Genomic DNA, 18,705 nt, shown 5'->3' on the forward strand with positions numbered 1-18,705 from the left:
TCATCGCTGTGACGGCCGGATTTGACTCACCTGCCCCTGCAATATTTGACTCGTCTGACTATGAGCCCTGCGACGCAACCACTCTAAGGTCACTATTTATACCTATTTCACTATTCTGCCCATAGCAAAAACCCCACGCTTTTGGCATGGGGTCTCGGCTTTATTTGATGCCTGGCAGTGTCCTACTCTCGCATGGGGAGACCCCACACTACCATCGGCGCTACGGCGTTTCACTTCTGAGTTCGGCATGGGATCAGGTGGGACCACCGCGCTATGGCCGCCAGGCAAATTCTGTCTAAACTAAACCCGCTATATGTCTCCACACAGCCAGCCAGCCCAATCTCGGAACTTCGCTGAAAATTTCTATCTCTCAAATCTAAAACACCTTTGGTGTTGTAAGGTTAAGCCTCACGGATCATTAGTACTGGTTAGCTCAATGCATCGCTGCACTTACACACCCAGCCTATCAACGTCATAGTCTTTAACGTTCCTTCAGGGGGCTTAAAGCCCCAGGGAAGACTCATCTCGAGGCAAGTTTCCCGCTTAGATGCTTTCAGCGGTTATCTCTTCCGAATTTAGCTACCGGGCAATGCCATTGGCATGACAACCCGAACACCAGTGATTCGTCCACTCCGGTCCTCTCGTACTAGGAGCAGCCCCTCTCAATCTTCCAACGCCCACGGCAGATAGGGACCGAACTGTCTCACGACGTTCTAAACCCAGCTCGCGTACCACTTTAAATGGCGAACAGCCATACCCTTGGGACCTACTTCAGCCCCAGGATGTGATGAGCCGACATCGAGGTGCCAAACACCGCCGTCGATATGAACTCTTGGGCGGTATCAGCCTGTTATCCCCGGAGTACCTTTTATCCGTTGAGCGATGGCCCTTCCATTCAGAACCACCGGATCACTAAGACCTACTTTCGTACCTGCTCGAGCCGTCACTCTCGCAGTCAAGCTAGCTTATGCCTTTGCACTAACCTCACGATGTCCGACCGTGATTAGCTAACCTTCGTGCTCCTCCGTTACTCTTTGGGAGGAGACCGCCCCAGTCAAACTACCCACCAGACACTGTCCTCACCCCGGATCACGGGGCCGAGTTAGAACATCAAACATTAAAGGGTGGTATTTCAAGGTTGGCTCCATGCAGACTGGCGTCCACACTTCAATGCCTCCCACCTATCCTACACATCAAGGCTCAATGTTCAGTGTCAAGCTATAGTAAAGGTTCACGGGGTCTTTCCGTCTTGCCGCGGGTACACTGCATCTTCACAGCGAGTTCAATTTCACTGAGTCTCGGGTGGAGACAGCCTGGCCATCATTACGCCATTCGTGCAGGTCGGAACTTACCCGACAAGGAATTTCGCTACCTTAGGACCGTTATAGTTACGGCCGCCGTTTACTGGGGCTTCGATCAAGAGCTTCGCCTTGCGGCTGACCCCATCAATTAACCTTCCAGCACCGGGCAGGCGTCACACCGTATACGTCCACTTTCGTGTTTGCACAGTGCTGTGTTTTTATTAAACAGTTGCAGCCAGCTGGTATCTGCGACTGGCTTCGGCGCCGGGAGCAAGTCCCATTACCTAATGCCAGCGTGCCTTCTCCCGAAGTTACGGCACCATTTTGCCTAGTTCCTTCACCCGAGTTCTCTCAAGCGCCTGAGTATTCTCTACCTGACCACCTGTGTCGGTTTGGGGTACGATTTAATGTTACCTGATGCTTAGAGGCTTTTCCTGGAAGCTTGGCATCAACTACTTCACCACCGTAGTGGCTCGTCATCACACCTCAGCGTTGATAAGCAACCGGATTTACCAAGTCGCTCCGCCTACATGCTTAAACCGGGACAACCGTCGCCCGGCTAGCCTAGCCTTCTCCGTCCCCCCTTCGCAGTAACACCAAGTACAGGAATATTAACCTGTTTCCCATCGACTACGCTTTTCAGCCTCGCCTTAGGGGTCGACTCACCCTGCCCCGATTAACGTTGGACAGGAACCCTTGGTCTTCCGGCGTGCGGGTTTTTCACCCGCATTATCGTTACTTATGTCAGCATTCGCACTTCTGATACCTCCAGCAACCCTCACAGGTCACCTTCAACGGCTTACAGAACGCTCCCCTACCCAACAACACCTAAGTGTCGCTGCCGCAGCTTCGGTGCATGGTTTAGCCCCGTTACATCTTCCGCGCAGGCCGACTCGACCAGTGAGCTATTACGCTTTCTTTAAATGATGGCTGCTTCTAAGCCAACATCCTGGCTGTCTATGCCTTCCCACATCGTTTCCCACTTAACCATGACTTTGGGACCTTAGCTGGCGGTCTGGGTTGTTTCCCTCTTCACGACGGACGTTAGCACCCGCCGTGTGTCTCCCGTGATAACATTCTTCGGTATTCGGAGTTTGCATCGGTTTGGTAAGTCGGGATGACCCCCTAGCCGAAACAGTGCTCTACCCCCGAAGATGAGTTCACGAGGCGCTACCTAAATAGCTTTCGGGGAGAACCAGCTATCTCCCGGTTTGATTGGCCTTTCACCCCCAGCCACAAGTCATCCGCTAATTTTTCAACATTAGTCGGTTCGGTCCTCCAGTTAGTGTTACCCAACCTTCAACCTGCCCATGGCTAGATCACCGGGTTTCGGGTCTATACCTTGCAACTAGACGCCCAGTTAAGACTCGGTTTCCCTACGGCTCCCCTATTCGGTTAACCTTGCTACAAAATATAAGTCGCTGACCCATTATACAAAAGGTACGCAGTCACCCAACAAAGTAGGCTCCCACTGCTTGTACGTACACGGTTTCAGGTTCTATTTCACTCCCCTCGCCGGGGTTCTTTTCGCCTTTCCCTCACGGTACTGGTTCACTATCGGTCAGTCAGGAGTATTTAGCCTTGGAGGATGGTCCCCCCATATTCAGACAGGATGTCACGTGTCCCGCCCTACTCATCGAGTTCACAGCAAGTGTGTTTTGGTGTACGGGACTATCACCCTGTACCGTGCGACTTTCCAGACGCTTCCACTAACACACAAACTGATTCAGACTCTGGGCTCTTCCCCGTTCGCTCGCCGCTACTGGGGGAATCTCGGTTGATTTCTTTTCCTCGGGGTACTTAGATGTTTCAGTTCCCCCGGTTCGCCTTGCATGGCTATGTATTCACCATGCAATAGTGCAACGAATTGCACTGGGTTTCCCCATTCGGGTATCGTCGGTTATAACGCTTCATATCAGCTTACCGACGCTTTTCGCAGATTAGCACGCCCTTCATCGCCTCTGACTGCCTAGGCATCCACCGTGTACGCTTAGTCGCTTAACCTCACAACCCAAAGGTGTTTTTCGTTATTGGTGTGGCTGTGAACACACTCTGCTATGTTGTGCAGTGCGCGCAATCCTCATGAACGTTAAGTTCACTCCGGTTGCTGTGCGCTGTACGCCTTGCTGAGTGTCTTCTCGCTCACACTGCAACAATGATTACCCATTGGCATTGCGATTATTTGAGAGACTCTAATACAGGTTAATCCTTATCTCAGTCATTCTACGGAGAGATAAGTTTCAGCTGTATTGTTTCAATTTTCAGCTTGTTCCAGATTGTTAAAGAGCAATATCTTAAACACGACTCGTTAAAGTCATCTTTAAGATATTCAGTTGATAATGTCTTTCACACATTATCGGCGTGGCGTCCCCAAGGGGATTCGAACCCCTGTTACAGCCGTGAAAGGGCAGTGTCCTAGGCCTCTAGACGATGGGGACACAAAAATTTCTACTGAATCACTGATTCAGTATTTTTGTGTAAAGGTGAGAATGTGGTGACACATTCGAACGACTGATGCAGTAAAAACTCGATACCGAGGTCTTATTACACAATCATCACCCTCATCAACAGGTGCTCTTGCTCATTTACATTCATCAGACAATCTGTGTGGACACTGCGCAATGCGTATCGTTAGGTAAGGAGGTGATCCAACCGCAGGTTCCCCTACGGTTACCTTGTTACGACTTCACCCCAGTCATGAATCACAAAGTGGTAAGCGCCCTCCCGAAGGTTAAGCTACCTACTTCTTTTGCAACCCACTCCCATGGTGTGACGGGCGGTGTGTACAAGGCCCGGGAACGTATTCACCGTAGCATTCTGATCTACGATTACTAGCGATTCCGACTTCATGGAGTCGAGTTGCAGACTCCAATCCGGACTACGACAGACTTTATGTGGTCCGCTTGCTCTCGCGAGTTCGCTTCACTTTGTATCTGCCATTGTAGCACGTGTGTAGCCCTACTCGTAAGGGCCATGATGACTTGACGTCATCCCCACCTTCCTCCGGTTTATCACCGGCAGTCTCCCTTGAGTTCCCACCATTACGTGCTGGCAACAAAGGATAAGGGTTGCGCTCGTTGCGGGACTTAACCCAACATTTCACAACACGAGCTGACGACAGCCATGCAGCACCTGTCTCACAGTTCCCGAAGGCACCGAAGCATCTCTGCTAAGTTCTGTGGATGTCAAGAGTAGGTAAGGTTCTTCGCGTTGCATCGAATTAAACCACATGCTCCACCGCTTGTGCGGGCCCCCGTCAATTCATTTGAGTTTTAACCTTGCGGCCGTACTCCCCAGGCGGTCGACTTAACGCGTTAGCTCCGGAAGCCACGCCTCAAGGGCACAACCTCCAAGTCGACATCGTTTACAGCGTGGACTACCAGGGTATCTAATCCTGTTTGCTCCCCACGCTTTCGCACCTGAGCGTCAGTCTTTGTCCAGGGGGCCGCCTTCGCCACCGGTATTCCTCCAGATCTCTACGCATTTCACCGCTACACCTGGAATTCTACCCCCCTCTACAAGACTCTAGCTTGCCAGTTTCAAATGCAGTTCCCACGTTAAGCGCGGGGATTTCACATCTGACTTAACAAACCGCCTGCGTGCGCTTTACGCCCAGTAATTCCGATTAACGCTTGCACCCTCCGTATTACCGCGGCTGCTGGCACGGAGTTAGCCGGTGCTTCTTCTGCGAGTAACGTCAATCAATCGTGCTATTAACACGATTGCCTTCCTCCTCGCTGAAAGTGCTTTACAACCCGAAGGCCTTCTTCACACACGCGGCATGGCTGCATCAGGCTTGCGCCCATTGTGCAATATTCCCCACTGCTGCCTCCCGTAGGAGTCTGGACCGTGTCTCAGTTCCAGTGTGGCTGGTCATCCTCTCAGACCAGCTAGGGATCGTCGCCTAGGTGAGCCATTACCCCACCTACTAGCTAATCCCATCTGGGCACATCCGATGGCGTGAGGCCCTAAGGTCCCCCACTTTGCTCTTGCGAGGTCATGCGGTATTAGCTACCGTTTCCAGTAGTTATCCCCCTCCATCAGGCAGTTTCCCAGACATTACTCACCCGTCCGCCGCTCGCCGGCAAAGTAGTAAACTACTTCCCGCTGCCGCTCGACTTGCATGTGTTAGGCCTGCCGCCAGCGTTCAATCTGAGCCATGATCAAACTCTTCAATTTAAGATTTGTTTGATTTGCTGCTAATAAAAGCAGCGATGCTCAAAGATTACTTTCTGCAAATATGCATTCGAACCGAAGTTCAAATGTGTACTGCTTTGGTCACTCTTCAAGACTTTGATATTTCTTCTGCCTGTCGAAACAGGCTTCGATATCGTCTTGCGAGTGCCCACACAGATTGTCTGATAAATTGTTAAAGAGCGTTCGTTACCCGTTTGCCTTTCGGCGAATCTTACGGTAACGCGGGAGGCAGATAATACGCTTTCCCGCTGAAGAGTCAAGAGTTTCTTTGGTTTCTTTCGAAGTCAAAATCATTCTTTTCGCTTCCTGACCCGGCGAAGTCTGTTTCGTTGTTCCCAGTCAGTGGAGGCGCATTATAGGGAGTTCCTGCCAGCCTGCAACCCCTAATTTGAAAAAACTTTTCAACCGCGTTTTATTTCAACGATTTGCCGTGATAAACGGCATTATTGCTATTTTTTGTACTGTAGCGCCAAGAAATCCTGAGAAAAACTGCTTACCTGTTGCCAATCCGTATATTCAACTTCTTTACTGGTATCCGTTTCGCCGCCCGTCATACGCATAATAAGTTGAATCATCACCCGGTCTATCCAGCGATAACGGGGATAACGCAAAGCGCCCGCAAATACCGTACATAGCGTTGGCTGCCACGGGGTACTGAGTAAGAACTTACGCACATAGGAATTGGTTTGCGGGGATCGCTTTTCCGGCTTGCGTGCTGTCAGATTCACTGCAAAGAACGCACTCGGCATCTGATTAAGTTGTTCAACGTGTTTGTTGACGAATTTACTCAATACTGGGCTGAAGTGCCCATAACGCACCGACGCACCAATCATGACTTGCTGGTATTGATTCAGATCGATTTGCCCTACCTGCGATAAGTCCTGTATTTCACAGGTAGCTGCCGCTGATAACTGTTTAGCTATATAAGAAGCAATAGTCTGTGTTTGGCCATCTCGGCTGGAGTAAAGAATCAGAACTTTCATTGCAATGTTCCTTATGCAGAATTACTCACGCCAGAATGTTGGAGTGAATAGAACCAGCAGGGTGAAAACTTCTAACCGACCAAATAGCATGGTGATCACCAATATCCACTTAGCGGCCGGGTTCATCGACGTGAAGTTATCAGCTACCACCCCCAGACCAGGGCCAAGGTTATTCAGCGTCGCAGTCACCGCTGCGAAAGCAGAGAACTCATCAACACCGGTCGCGATAATAGCCAGCATGCTAATAATAAATACCAGAGCATACGCGGAGAAGAATCCCCAGACCGCCTCCAGGATTCGTTCCGGCAGCGCCCGCCGCCCCAATTTGATGGTATAGACCGCATTCGGGTGGACCAGTCGCTTTAACTCACGCGAACCTTGCAGGTAGAGCAACAGAATACGGATAACTTTCAGGCCGCCACCGGTTGAGCCCGCACAACCACCAATAAACGCAGAACATAATAAGAGTATCGGCAGGAACAACGGCCATTTTGAAATACTGTCAGTGGTGAAACCCGCAGTAGTAGCCATTGATACTACTTGGAAAAATGCCTGATTTATCGTCTCCAGACCGGATTTATAGACATTATGATACCAAAGCACCAAGGTACACACGGCGACCAGTGTCAATTGGACAAAGATAAACATACGGAATTCAGGGTCACGCCAATAAACTTTTAAACTGCGCCCACTCAATACCGCGAAGTGCAAACCAAAGTTACAACCAGAAATCAGCAAGAAGATAGCGATAATGGTGTTAATAGTTGGGCTGTTGAAGTAACCGATACTGGCGTCATGGGTCGAGAAGCCGCCAATCGCAATTGTCGAGAAGCTGTGGGAGATTGCATCAAATACCGACATCCCTGCCCCCCATAAAGACAGCGCGCAAGCAATGGTCAGTAAGACATAGATAAGCCACAGGGTTTTAGCTGTCTCCGCAATGCGGGGCCGCATTTTATTATCTTTCAATGGGCCAGGCATTTCCGCCCGATAGAGCTGCATTCCCCCGACCCCCAAGATAGGCAGGATAGCCACCGCTAACACGATTATCCCCATACCGCCGAGCCATTGCAGCATTTGGCGATAAAATAGAATGGCTTTCGGCAGTGAATCTAACCCTACTAATGTGGTCGCGCCAGTAGTAGTCAGCCCGGAGAATGATTCAAAGAATGCATCCGTTAATGAAAGATTAGGCCGCTCTGAGAATAAGAAAGGTAATGCCCCTACACTGCCCAGCACCGTCCAGAACAGAACCACGATGAGAAAGCCCTCACGAGGCTTTAACTCATGCTTCTGTTTTCGGTTCGGCAACCAAAGAAAGAGGCCAATTGCCAGAGCAACAAAAAAGGTTTCGCTGAAGGCACGGCCGGCACCATCACGATAGATCAATGCCACCAGTCCGGGAATAAACATTGTTCCAGAGAATAAGATGACCAGCAGACCAACAATACGGGTTATGGCACGAAAATGCATTCCGGCACGTTCCTTAGCAATTCACTTGGATGGGGATTATTGCGAAATGGGCGTCAATTGCAACGTACCACGACTGAGATCACGCAATTTGTCCCCAACCTGACTGGCTTGAGTTGCTGGCAAAGAGAGATGAAGCGTTACGAATTGTGCGTACTCACTCCGTATAATCTGGCCTTCAACCTGCTGTAACAAGGTTTCTACTATGGCAAGCTGCCCATAGTCACACTGCAAAGTATATTCTACCTGTGGGACTTTATATTTTACTTCGATCTGTTTTAACGCTTGTTGAACACCGCTACCATAAGCCCTTACTAACCCACCAGTACCGAGTTTGATGCCACCATAATAGCGCACAACTACTGCGGTTATCTCACCAATGCCACTCCCCATCAGTTGAGCCAAGATAGGTTTACCCGCAGTACCTGAGGGCTCACCATCATCAGAAAAACCTAATTGCTGCGAATCCGTCGGCTTGCCGGCAACAAAAGCCCAGCAATGATGCCGGGCGGTGGGATGCTGCTGCTTAACCTGCTGAACAAAATCTTTCGCTTCACTCACCCCACTGGTATGGGCCAGCAAGGTGATAAAACGACTTTTTTTGATCTCTTCGCTGATAGTCACCGGACTTGCAGGGATTAGATAAGGCTGCATCAGGCCAGTTTCAGGTCACGTGTCATGTTCTCAACCCGGTTATCGTGAATAACGATATTATCTTCTATACGAATACCGCCATAAGGCTTCAGCGCATCAATACGTTCCCAATTGAAATACTTGCTGAACTCACCGTTACGCCAAGGTGCCAGCAGAGATTCGATGAAGTACAGACCCGGCTCAATAGTCAGTACCATACGCGGTTGTAAAATACGCGTACAACGCAAGTAAGGATATTTGGATGGTGCGCCAAGATGGGTGCCTTTATCATCTTGCATAAAACCAGCAGTATCATGCACTTGTAGCCCAAGAGGATGGCCTAACCCGTGCGGCAGGAATGGGCAGGTAATGCCTTGTTCGACCATGGCCTCTTCACTGATACCGGTAACCAGATGATGCGTACGCAATAACTTCGCAATGCGCTGGTGCATCTGGATATGGTAATCGGTATAGCGCTCACCACTTTTAATGGTTTTGATCAGTTCAAGCTGCTCGGTATTAAGGTCATTAACCAACGCGGCAAAATCGCTATCACTGTTTGCGGCGTAAGTGCGAGTCAGATCTGCGGCATAACCGTTATATTCCGCACCGGCATCCATCAAGAAACTACGCATTTCTGCCGGAGGCTGATGTTCGAACGTGGTGTAATGAAGTACCGCCGAGTGTTCATTCAGCGCAACAATATTATCGTAAGGGACATCAGTATCACGATGACCGGTAGCCATCAGATAGGCCAGATTGATATCGAACTCACTCATACCGGACTGGAATGCTTCATGTGCTGCACGATGGCCGACAACTGCCGTCTTTTGTGCTTCACGCATACAAGCCAGTTCATAATCCGTTTTATAAGAACGATAGAAATGCAGGTAATCCAATACTGGTTGCGGGTTAATGTTTTCAGCACTAAACCCCAGCGCCTGCGCACGTTGTTGGGAATAACCGATATAGGCCACACGCTCCCGTTGCACCGGTAATTGCTGGGCAATATCATCTGCATCGGCTAATGGCTGGATATCGATAGCCTTGGTCCAGAAGCTATCTGGTAATGGCTCAACACTGTGCCAATAATCAACTGGGGAATAAAACCATAATTTTGGTGTATTAACCCCATCGACCCATAACCAACAGTTTGGTACTTGAGTGACCGGCACCCAAGCTTTGAACTGCGCATTGGCTTTAAAAGGATAGTCACGGTCATCGAGAAAAATACGTTGTAACTCACCGGAATGAATCAGTAAAGCGTCTAACTGATGGCGTTCCAGCACATCGCGGGTGCGCTGTTGTAGAGTGGATAAATGTTCGTTATATAAAGAAGCCAGCGTTTCCATCACAGTACCCTTTGCTATTAGAACTTAATTTTTTTCATCTTATCATAGTCGCCAGAATCATGTTTTAGCGACCGCTTATCTGCCTATCAAATACATTACCCGCCCCCCAAAACTGAATATTTCCCCCTCTAATCCACTGCGAATAAATATGATAGAAATCAATTACCCCATCTGAATGACTGTGATCTTCACTGCAAAAAATCAATCTCTTATTTGCAATTCGTTAACAAAATATCCACACTTCCTGAATATCTGGTCATACCAGATCACATGCGCTTATTCAGGAGATAGATATGCTCTACCAAAGCGAAACACTACAGCTTCACTGGTTGGAAAACGGCATTGCCGAGTTGGTGTTTGATGCACCGGGTTCAGTAAATAAGCTGGATACTAAAACTGTAGCCAATCTGGGTGAAGCCCTAACGGTGTTAGAGAAACAAAGCGAACTCAAAGGGTTGCTGTTGCGCTCCGCCAAAGCGGCCTTTATCGTCGGTGCCGATATCACCGAATTTTTATCCCTGTTTAATGCCCCACCAGAAAAGCTGCACCAGTGGTTGGTTTTTGCTAATGATATTTTCAACCGTCTGGAAGATTTACCGGTTCCGACCATTTCTGCGATCAATGGATATGCATTAGGTGGTGGCTGTGAATGTATTCTGGCCACAGATTTCCGTGTTGCCTCGCCAGAAACACGGATCGGTCTGCCGGAAACCAAGTTGGGCATCATGCCAGGCTTTGGCGGTTCTGTGCGGTTACCACGTTTGTTAGGTGCGGACAGTGCATTAGAAATTATTACCGCAGGCAAAGATGTGAATGCCGCTGAAGCATTAAAAATTGGTTTGGTTGATGCCGTTGTCACCCCCGAAAAACTGGCCGATGCCGCCCTAATCATGCTGAAACAGGCGATTGACGGCAAGCTGAACTGGAAAGCCGCGCGTCAGCCGAAACTTGACCCACTGAAACTCAATTCAACTGAAGCGGCCATGTGCTTTACCATTGCTAAAGGCATGGTGATGCAAGTCGCCGGGAAGCACTACCCAGCACCACTGGTTGCAGTAAAAACCATCGAAGCTGCCGCTAAACTTGGCCGAGCTGAAGCATTGAAACTGGAAACCAACAGTTTTGTCCCGTTGGCAGGTTCCAATGAAGCACGCGCGTTAGTTGGGATATTCCTCAACGACCAATTTGTGAAAGGGCAGGCGAAAAAACTGTCGAAAGGTGTTAGTGCACCGAAACAAGCAGCAGTTTTGGGCGCCGGGATTATGGGGGGTGGGATTGCCTATCAGTCAGCACTGAAAGGTGTGCCAGTCATTATGAAAGATATTAATGACAAATCCCTGATTCTGGGGATGAACGAAGCGGCCAAATTACTGAATAAACAGTTGGAACGCGGCAAAGTGGATGGCCTGAAAATGGCAAACATTTTAGCGACTATCCAACCCACTCTGGATTACACCGGCATTGAGCGTGCTCAGGTCATTGTGGAAGCGGTAGTGGAAAATCCCAAAATCAAAGCTGCGGTGCTGGCAGAGGCTGAAGCACTGATCGGCGAAGATACGGTACTTGCTTCTAATACCTCTACAATCCCTATCGACCAACTCGCAAAATCACTTAAACGCCCTGAGAATTTCTGCGGTATGCACTTCTTCAACCCCGTGCACCGCATGCCGTTGGTTGAAATCATTCGTGGCAGCAAAACCTCAGATAAAACCATCGCTGCGGTGGTGGCATACGCCACACAAATGGGTAAAACACCAATAGTGGTTAATGATTGCCCAGGCTTCTTCGTTAACCGCGTGTTATTCCCTTATCTGGCTGGCTTTGGCATGTTGGTTAGAGACGGTGCTGACTTCCGCCAAATTGATAAAGTGATGGAAAAACAGTTTGGCTGGCCGATGGGACCAGCCTATCTGCTAGATGTCGTGGGTATTGATACCGCACACCATGCACAAGCCGTGATGGCCGTTGGCTTCCCTGATCGGATGAACAAAGATTATCGCGATGCGGTTGACGTGATGTTCGATAACCAACGATTTGGCCAAAAAAATGGCCAAGGCTTCTACCGCTATACCCAAGATGCAAAAGGTAAGCCGCGTAAAGAAAATGACGAAATTGTGGATAACTTGCTGGCAACAGTTAGCCAACCGATTCAGAAATTCAGTGACGACGATATTATTGCCCGCACCATGATACCGATGATCAATGAAGTGGTGCGATGCCTGGAAGAAGGCATTATTGCCAGCCCAGCCGAAGGTGATATGGCGTTGGTATATGGTCTTGGCTTCCCTCCTTTCCACGGGGGCGTGTTCCGTTATCTCGATACTATCGGCAGTACAAACTATGTCGAAATGGCCCAGCGCTATGCTCACCTTGGCGCGCTGTATCAAGTCCCCGCAGGGCTGAGAGCCAAAGCTGAACACAACGAAAGCTATTATCCTGTGGCAGCAGCGCTGCTTGATGTTTCTACCAGTCAACCGGCATGAGGTCTGAAAATATGGAAAATGTAGTCATTATTGATGCCGTCCGTACACCTATGGGCCGCTCCAAAGGGGGCGCATTCCGTCAGGTTCGGGCTGAAGATCTCTCCGCTCACTTAATGCGTGAGGTTCTGAGCCGTAATCCTGGGCTAAACGCGGCCGAAATTGACGATATCTATTGGGGTTGTGTGCAGCAGACATTGGAGCAGGGTTTTAACATCGCTCGCAATGCTTCTTTACTGGCAGAAATCCCCCATAGCGTACCAGCCGTTACTGTTAATCGCCTGTGTGGTTCATCAATGCAAGCTTTACATGATGGTGCCAGAGCCATCATGGTGGGTGATGCACAAATCAGTTTGATTGGTGGCGTAGAGCATATGGGTCATGTGCCAATGAATCACGGTGTGGACTTCCATCCTGGTATGGGCCGAACTGTGGCTAAAGCCGCCGGAATGATGGGATTAACTGCTGAAATGCTGGCAAAAATCTACAATATCAGCCGCCAATCTCAAGATGAATTTGCTGTTCGCTCTCACCAACGCGCTTATGCCGCGACTCAGACGGGGCATTTTGCCAGTGAGATTGTCGCCACCAATGGGCATGATGCTGATGGTATCCTGAAACGTTTTGATTTCGATGAAGTTATTCGCCCGGAAACTAATCTCGCAGGTTTGGCAGCATTGCGCCCAGCCTTTGATCCGGTCAATGGCACGGTGACTGCCGGAACATCATCTGCATTATCCGACGGCGCTTCTGCCATGCTTATCATGAGTGAATCCCGAGCTAAATCATTAGGTTTAAAACCGCGAGCCCGTATTCGCTCAATGGCCGTGGTGGGTTGCGATCCGTCAACCATGGGTTATGGCCCCGTGCCCGCTAGCCAATTGGCATTAAAACGTGCCGGGCTAACCTTGGAAGATATTGGTTTATTTGAATTAAACGAAGCGTTTGCAGCTCAGTCGCTGGCTTGCCTGAAAGGGTTGGGTCTGCTGGAAAGCATGGATGACAAAGTGAACCTGAATGGGGGCGCTATTGCATTAGGCCATCCACTGGGTTGTTCAGGTGCTCGTATCTCTACCACCTTACTTAATCTGATGGAACGCCGTGACGTGCAGTTCGGTTTGGCAACCATGTGTATCGGTTTAGGCCAAGGCATTGCGACCATTTTTGAACGCGTATAACCTCCAAACGAATTAATCTGAAAAATATTAAGGGCCTGAATACAGGCCCTTATAACCGCTGTACCTGGTGTTTAGTTGCCGTTTTCCCGCCTGTCAGGGGCGGGCTTTTTTTATCCGCGATACAAACAACAATATGGATAAAATTTTAATATACCCAAAATAATTGAAGTTGCATTAAGGCAGCTAACACCGATGCAGCTTCAAATATGACTGGTATATTAGATAAAGGCGAAAGCATCACCATAGATATACGCTTCCTGAGCGCCGCGCTCAGCACAAAAACGCTCACGAGCAATTTTAGCCATTTCAAAACGGCCAGCGATATAGATATCTTGCTCAGCAAGAGAGCCATAGTCTTGTAATACAGCACTCAATACCGTTCCTGTGCGGCCACGCCACCCATCTTCCGGCTGCTCTACCACTGGGATAACTTTCAACTGTGGATACTTAATTGACAGCGCTTCCAGCTCGTTTAGATCATATAAATGCACGGCTTCGCGCCCACCCCAATAGATAGATACTTCACGGTCAGGTTGCTCGGCTAATGCCGCCAATAAAATTGAACGCACATAGGAAAAACCAGTGCCGCCAGCAATCAGGACCAATGGACGTTCACTGCCCTCACGGAACCATGCTTCTCCGTGAGGAATATCCACATCCAGCGTTTTCTCTTTCAGAATACGGTCCATCACTGCCATGGCGTACAGATTCAGTTCCGACGCCCCGATATGCAGCTCGATAAAGTCTTGCTGCAACGGCGTGGATGCCATAGAGAATGGGCGCTTATCACGTTCGTCCATTACTACCATCAAATACTGCCCAGCACGGAAAGAAAACGCAGATGCAGGCACCAATTGCACCCGGTACACCGTATCGGTAATGGCCTCTACGGAGGTTACTTTACAGCTTAAAGTTGTCATGCCTTCCCTCTGTCGGGTCATCAAATGCAAAACCAAGGACAAAATCGACGCCGGTTAGCGTTTCGTCTCTTTGTCACTGAAAATGGCGAGCTCATCCCAAATAGCATCAATACGGGCGCGAACGTCTTCATCCATTTTAATTGGACGCCCCCATTCACGCGAAGTCTCAGCAGGCCACTTATTGGTGGCATCCAGCCCCATTTTCGATCCTAAACCGGAAACCGGTGAAGCGAAATCCAAATAATCTATTGGTGTATTTTCAATCAACACCGTATCGCGGGATGGGTCCATTCGGGTCGTAATTGCCCAAATGACATCATTCCAATCACGAGCATTAATATCATCATCACAAACAATAACAAATTTTGTATACATAAACTGACGTAAAAACGACCAAACCCCCATCATTACGCGTTTAGCATGCCCTGCATATTGTTTCTTGATGGTTACAACAGCCAGCCGGTATGAGCACCCCTCGGGCGGAAGATAGAAATCAACAATTTCCGGGAATTGCTTTTGTAAAATAGGAACAAACACTTCATTCAGCGCAACCCCCATCACCGCAGGTTCATCCGGTGGACGACCCGTATAAGTGGAATGGTAAATTGCATCTTTGCGCTGAGTAATATGTGTGACCGTAAAAACAGGGAAGCTATCTATCTCATTATAATAACCCGTATGATCACCATAAGGGCCTTCTGGCGCCATATCACCCTGCTCAATATATCCTTCCAATACAATTTCTGCACTCGCAGGAACTTCAAGTGAGTTGGAAAGGCACTTTACGACCTCTGTTTTATGCCCGCGCAACAAACCGGCAAAAGCATATTCAGACAGCGTATCGGGAACCGGGGTTACCGCAGCCAGAATAGTCGCAGGATCTGCGCCCAAGGCGACGGCGACGGGGAAACGTTCACCGGGGTGTGCTTCACACCACTCTTGATAGTCCAAAGCGCCGCCACGATGGGATAACCAGCGCATAATTAATCTGTTTTTACCCAACACTTGTTGGCGGTAGATACCCAGGTTTTGTCGTTCTTTATGCGGGCCACGCGTAATAGTCAGCCCCCACGATACTAACGGAGCTGCATCCTCAGGCCAGCAATGCATAACTGGAATGCGGCTAAGATCGACATCATCGCCCTGCCAAACTTGCTCCTGACAAGGAGCCGAACTCAAGCATTTCGTTGGCATATTCAACACTTGCTTAAATTTCGGCAGTTTATCGAATAAATCACGGAAACCTTTCGGCGGATCCGGCTCTTTCAGGAAAGCCAACAACTTGCCAACATCTCGCAGGGCGCTGACATCTTCTTGCCCCATGCCCATGGCAACCCGTTTGGCCGTACCAAACAAGTTACACAATACGGGCATTGTGTAACCCTTAGGGTTTTCAAACAGTAATGCAGGCCCACCGGCGCGTAAGGTACGGTCGGCAATTTCTGTCATTTCCAGATAGGGATCAATGGGCTGGCTAATACGTTTAAGTTCACCCCTCTGTTCCAGCAACGAGAGGAAGTCACGTAAGTCACGGTATTTCATGCTGATCATTTCGGCGGCTATGTGATGCGCCATTATAGGCTGTCTTTATAGCAGTTGCTGTCTTTTTGTTAAAAATGAATACAGGCTCACTCAAAAAAATATCATGCTGCAATTTATCGCTAATTATCATCAGTACAAATATGATTTTGTCGATATAAAATAGACTAAATCTTTGTATAACAAACTATATATCCTGACTGATGTATTCTTCCTCTCTATATATATCCTTCTACTTTTGTTATGCTGCCAAGTAGTACTTAAAGGCATGTGAAATTATGAAACACTGGCATTTATTATATTGTAAACGTGGTCAGCTTTTGCGCGCCAAAGAACATTTAGAGCGGCAAACTGTGGATTGCTGGACACCGATAGTGACTATCGAAAAGATAGTGCGAGGGAAACGCATTGAGGCGACTGAGCCCTTATTCCCTAACTATCTGTTTGTGGAGTTCGATCCTGAACATATTCACACCACAACAATCAGCGCAACACGTGGTGTAAGCCACTTCGTCCGTTTTGGCGCACAACCCGCTGTGATCCCAGCAATTGTTATTGCCGAGATGCAATCTCATACAACGGATAAAATCATTGCTCCAGAGGTGCCGGTTCCAGGCGATATCGTGACGATCACTGAGGGTGTTTTTGCTGGGTTACAGGCGATTTATACTGAACCAGACGGTGAAGCGCGCTCAATGTTGTTACTGAACATGCTTAATAGCCAAGTGATGCAAAGTTTGGATAATCGTCAATTCGAAAAGCAATAATATATCTGCCAAGGTAGGCACGCTCGGTACCTACCTTATCAACAACCATCCCCATGGCTTAACGTTGCATATGATCGTCATGTAACCATTGTGCGACTTGCTTGGCGAAATAAGTTAATACCCCATCAGCACCGGCACGCTTAAAGCACAACAGAGACTCCATAACGGTTGGTTTCTCTTGCAGCCAGCCATTCTGGAAGGCAGCCATATGCATAGCATATTCGCCTGACACCTGATAGGCGAAGGTCGGCACACCAAAGGTATCTTTCACCCTACGTACCACATCCAAATATGGCATCCCCGGCTTAACCATTACCATATCAGCACCTTCCTGCAAGTCCTGAGCAATCTCTTGTAAAGCCTCATCACTGTTGGCCGGGTCCATCTGATAGGTTTTCTTATTCCCACCTTTCAGATTACTGCTAGAGCCAATGGCATCACGGAATGGGCCATAGTAGCAAGACGCATATTTCGCTGAATAGGCCATAATTTGCGTATTCACCAACCCTTGTAGCTCTAGTTGATCGCGCACTGCACCGATGCGTCCATCCATCATGTCGCTTGGCGCGACAATCTCGGCACCAGCCTCGGCGTGTGATAACGCCTGACGGACTAAAATCTCTTTAGTTATGTCATTAATGACATAACCATCGGTATCAATTACCCCATCTTGCCCGTGGGTTGTATAAGGATCGAGAGCAACATCAGTAAGGATACCTAACTCTGGTACTGCGTCCTTTAACGCACGCACGGTTCTTTGTACTAAGCCATTCGGATTATAGGCTTCTTCGGCATGTAATGATTTCAAGCTAGATTCAATAACTGGAAACAGCGATATGACCGGCACACCTAGCTTAGCTATGGCCTCAGCTTCTTTCACTAGCAGATCGATCGTCATACGTGAAACACCCGGCATTGACGGGACGGCTTGCTGCTGGTTGGTCCCCTCCATAACAAACACCGGATAGATCAGATCATTGACTGTCAGCTGATTCTCTGCGACCAGACGACGACTGAAATCATGACGGCGCACACGGCGCATACGGCGACCAGGGAAGGTGCCCGGAAATGCATAGCTCATCTTGTTCTCCTAACTCAAACCAACCGGAAAATCCGGCGGGCGTTTTCATCAGTTTTCTGCCCCAGCCATTTAGGGTCTTCTTGTCGCCAGACAGCAACCTGCTGGACGATATGGGGTAGAAAGCAGGGTTCATTGCGGCGGGATGCCGGCTTAGGATGTAAATCCCTTGGCAATAAATAGGGGGCATCTGTTTCTAGCAACAATTGCTGAACAGGAATACGTGGCAGTAACGCCCGCAGCTCAAGACCACGACGCTCATCGCACACCCAACCGGTAATACCAATAGATAAGCCTAATGCCAGACAAGAGTCCAACTCATCAGCCGTGCCAGTAAAACAATGCACAACCGCAGCGGGGAGCTTATCTAGCCAAGGCGCAAGCAAGGCAATGAAACGTTCGTGGGCATCGCGGCAATGTAAAAATACCGGCAGTTCGAGTTCGGCAGCCAGCGCCAGCTGTGCAGTAAATGCGACTTCTTGTGCTACTGGAGTAGAAAAATTGCGGTTAAAATCCAGTCCGCATTCACCAATAGCGACTACTGCCGCATTCGCTGCTAATAATCTGATTTGCTGTTCAACATCTATTTGCCAACAACTCGCCTGATGGGGATGAACACCCGCAGTTGACCAGCAGTAGCCGGGATAGGCAAGGGTAAGCTCCAGTGCTGCCTGGCTTTCTTCAGCATCAGTACCAGTAATAAGCATACCGGTAACTGCAGCATTTTTGGCTCTGTTGACCACTTGATCGTAATCTTTGGCAAATTGCGCGCTGGTTAAATTCACACCAATATCAAACATGAACGTT

At 48.9% G+C, this 18,705-nt stretch carries 11 protein-coding genes, 1 tRNA gene and 3 rRNA genes; 3 read left to right on the forward strand and 12 right to left on the reverse strand.

The features are described 5' to 3' along the window. Positions 1-169: 169 nt before the first annotated feature. From rrf to pepQ, 8 genes are all read right to left on the reverse strand, one after another. Positions 170-285 (reverse strand): 5S ribosomal RNA (gene rrf, locus V1953_RS19795). A 112-nt stretch (positions 286-397) separates the two neighbouring features. Further along, positions 398-3,305: ribosomal RNA gene (locus V1953_RS19800) — 23S ribosomal RNA — on the reverse strand. A gap of 358 nt (positions 3,306-3,663) precedes the next feature. After that, positions 3,664-3,739, reverse strand: a tRNA-Glu gene (locus tag V1953_RS19805). A 198-nt stretch (positions 3,740-3,937) separates the two neighbouring features. Continuing rightward, positions 3,938-5,480, reverse strand: a 16S ribosomal RNA gene (locus tag V1953_RS19810). The 16S, 23S and 5S rRNA genes sit together here with 1 tRNA gene alongside, the layout of an rRNA operon. Before the next feature lie 467 nt (positions 5,481-5,947). Then, complete coding sequence (gene hemG / locus V1953_RS19815) at positions 5,948-6,481, reverse strand: menaquinone-dependent protoporphyrinogen IX dehydrogenase (RefSeq protein WP_442821353.1); 534 nt, start codon at positions 6,479-6,481, stop codon at positions 5,948-5,950. Between the two features lie 21 nt (positions 6,482-6,502). Continuing rightward, positions 6,503-7,954 carry a Trk system potassium transporter TrkH gene (trkH, locus tag V1953_RS19820; protein WP_083162032.1) on the reverse strand — a complete coding sequence of 484 codons (1,452 nt, stop codon included), beginning with the start codon at positions 7,952-7,954 and terminating at the stop codon, positions 6,503-6,505. Positions 7,955-7,990: 36 nt separating this feature from the next. Then, complete coding sequence (locus V1953_RS19825) at positions 7,991-8,605, reverse strand: IMPACT family protein (RefSeq protein WP_083162030.1); 615 nt, start codon at positions 8,603-8,605, stop codon at positions 7,991-7,993. Then, positions 8,605-9,936, reverse strand: coding sequence for a Xaa-Pro dipeptidase (pepQ, locus tag V1953_RS19830; RefSeq protein WP_442851233.1), 1,332 nt, complete (start codon positions 9,934-9,936; stop codon positions 8,605-8,607). Before pepQ ends, V1953_RS19825 begins: the two co-directional genes overlap by 1 nt. Positions 9,937-10,229: 293 nt before the next feature. On the opposite strand from pepQ, the gene fadB reads away from it, so the two are divergent. Next, positions 10,230-12,419, forward strand: a complete 2,190-nt coding sequence (gene fadB / locus V1953_RS19835; protein ID WP_442851234.1) for a fatty acid oxidation complex subunit alpha FadB — start codon at positions 10,230-10,232, stop codon at positions 12,417-12,419. Between the two features lie 11 nt (positions 12,420-12,430). Further along, positions 12,431-13,594 carry an acetyl-CoA C-acyltransferase FadA gene (gene fadA / locus V1953_RS19840; protein WP_083162024.1) on the forward strand — a complete coding sequence of 388 codons (1,164 nt, stop codon included), beginning with the start codon at positions 12,431-12,433 and terminating at the stop codon, positions 13,592-13,594. 218 nt (positions 13,595-13,812) lie between these two features. Here fadA and fre read toward each other — a convergent pair whose 3' ends face one another. After that, positions 13,813-14,514, reverse strand: a complete 702-nt coding sequence (fre, locus tag V1953_RS19845; protein ID WP_442851235.1) for an NAD(P)H-flavin reductase — start codon at positions 14,512-14,514, stop codon at positions 13,813-13,815. 54 nt (positions 14,515-14,568) lie between these two features. After that, complete coding sequence (gene ubiD, locus V1953_RS19850) at positions 14,569-16,065, reverse strand: 4-hydroxy-3-polyprenylbenzoate decarboxylase (protein ID WP_083164017.1); 1,497 nt, start codon at positions 16,063-16,065, stop codon at positions 14,569-14,571. Positions 16,066-16,331: 266 nt separating this feature from the next. On the opposite strand from ubiD, the gene rfaH reads away from it, so the two are divergent. Then, complete coding sequence (gene rfaH, locus V1953_RS19855; RefSeq protein WP_083162020.1) at positions 16,332-16,820, forward strand: transcription/translation regulatory transformer protein RfaH; 489 nt, start codon at positions 16,332-16,334, stop codon at positions 16,818-16,820. A gap of 58 nt (positions 16,821-16,878) precedes the next feature. On the opposite strand, the gene hemB is transcribed toward rfaH, so the two are convergent. Both hemB and tatD read right to left on the reverse strand, forming a co-directional pair. Next, positions 16,879-17,901, reverse strand: coding sequence for a porphobilinogen synthase (hemB, locus tag V1953_RS19860; protein ID WP_083162018.1), 1,023 nt, complete (start codon positions 17,899-17,901; stop codon positions 16,879-16,881). 14 nt (positions 17,902-17,915) lie between these two features. Further along, positions 17,916-18,698, reverse strand: a complete 783-nt coding sequence (tatD, locus tag V1953_RS19865) for a 3'-5' ssDNA/RNA exonuclease TatD (protein WP_083162016.1) — start codon at positions 18,696-18,698, stop codon at positions 17,916-17,918. Between the last annotated feature and the right edge of the window lie 7 nt (positions 18,699-18,705).

The sequence above is a fragment of the Yersinia sp. 2541 StPb PI genome, from assembly GCF_052217145.1.
Lineage (GTDB): Bacteria > Pseudomonadota > Gammaproteobacteria > Enterobacterales > Enterobacteriaceae > Yersinia > Yersinia enterocolitica_E.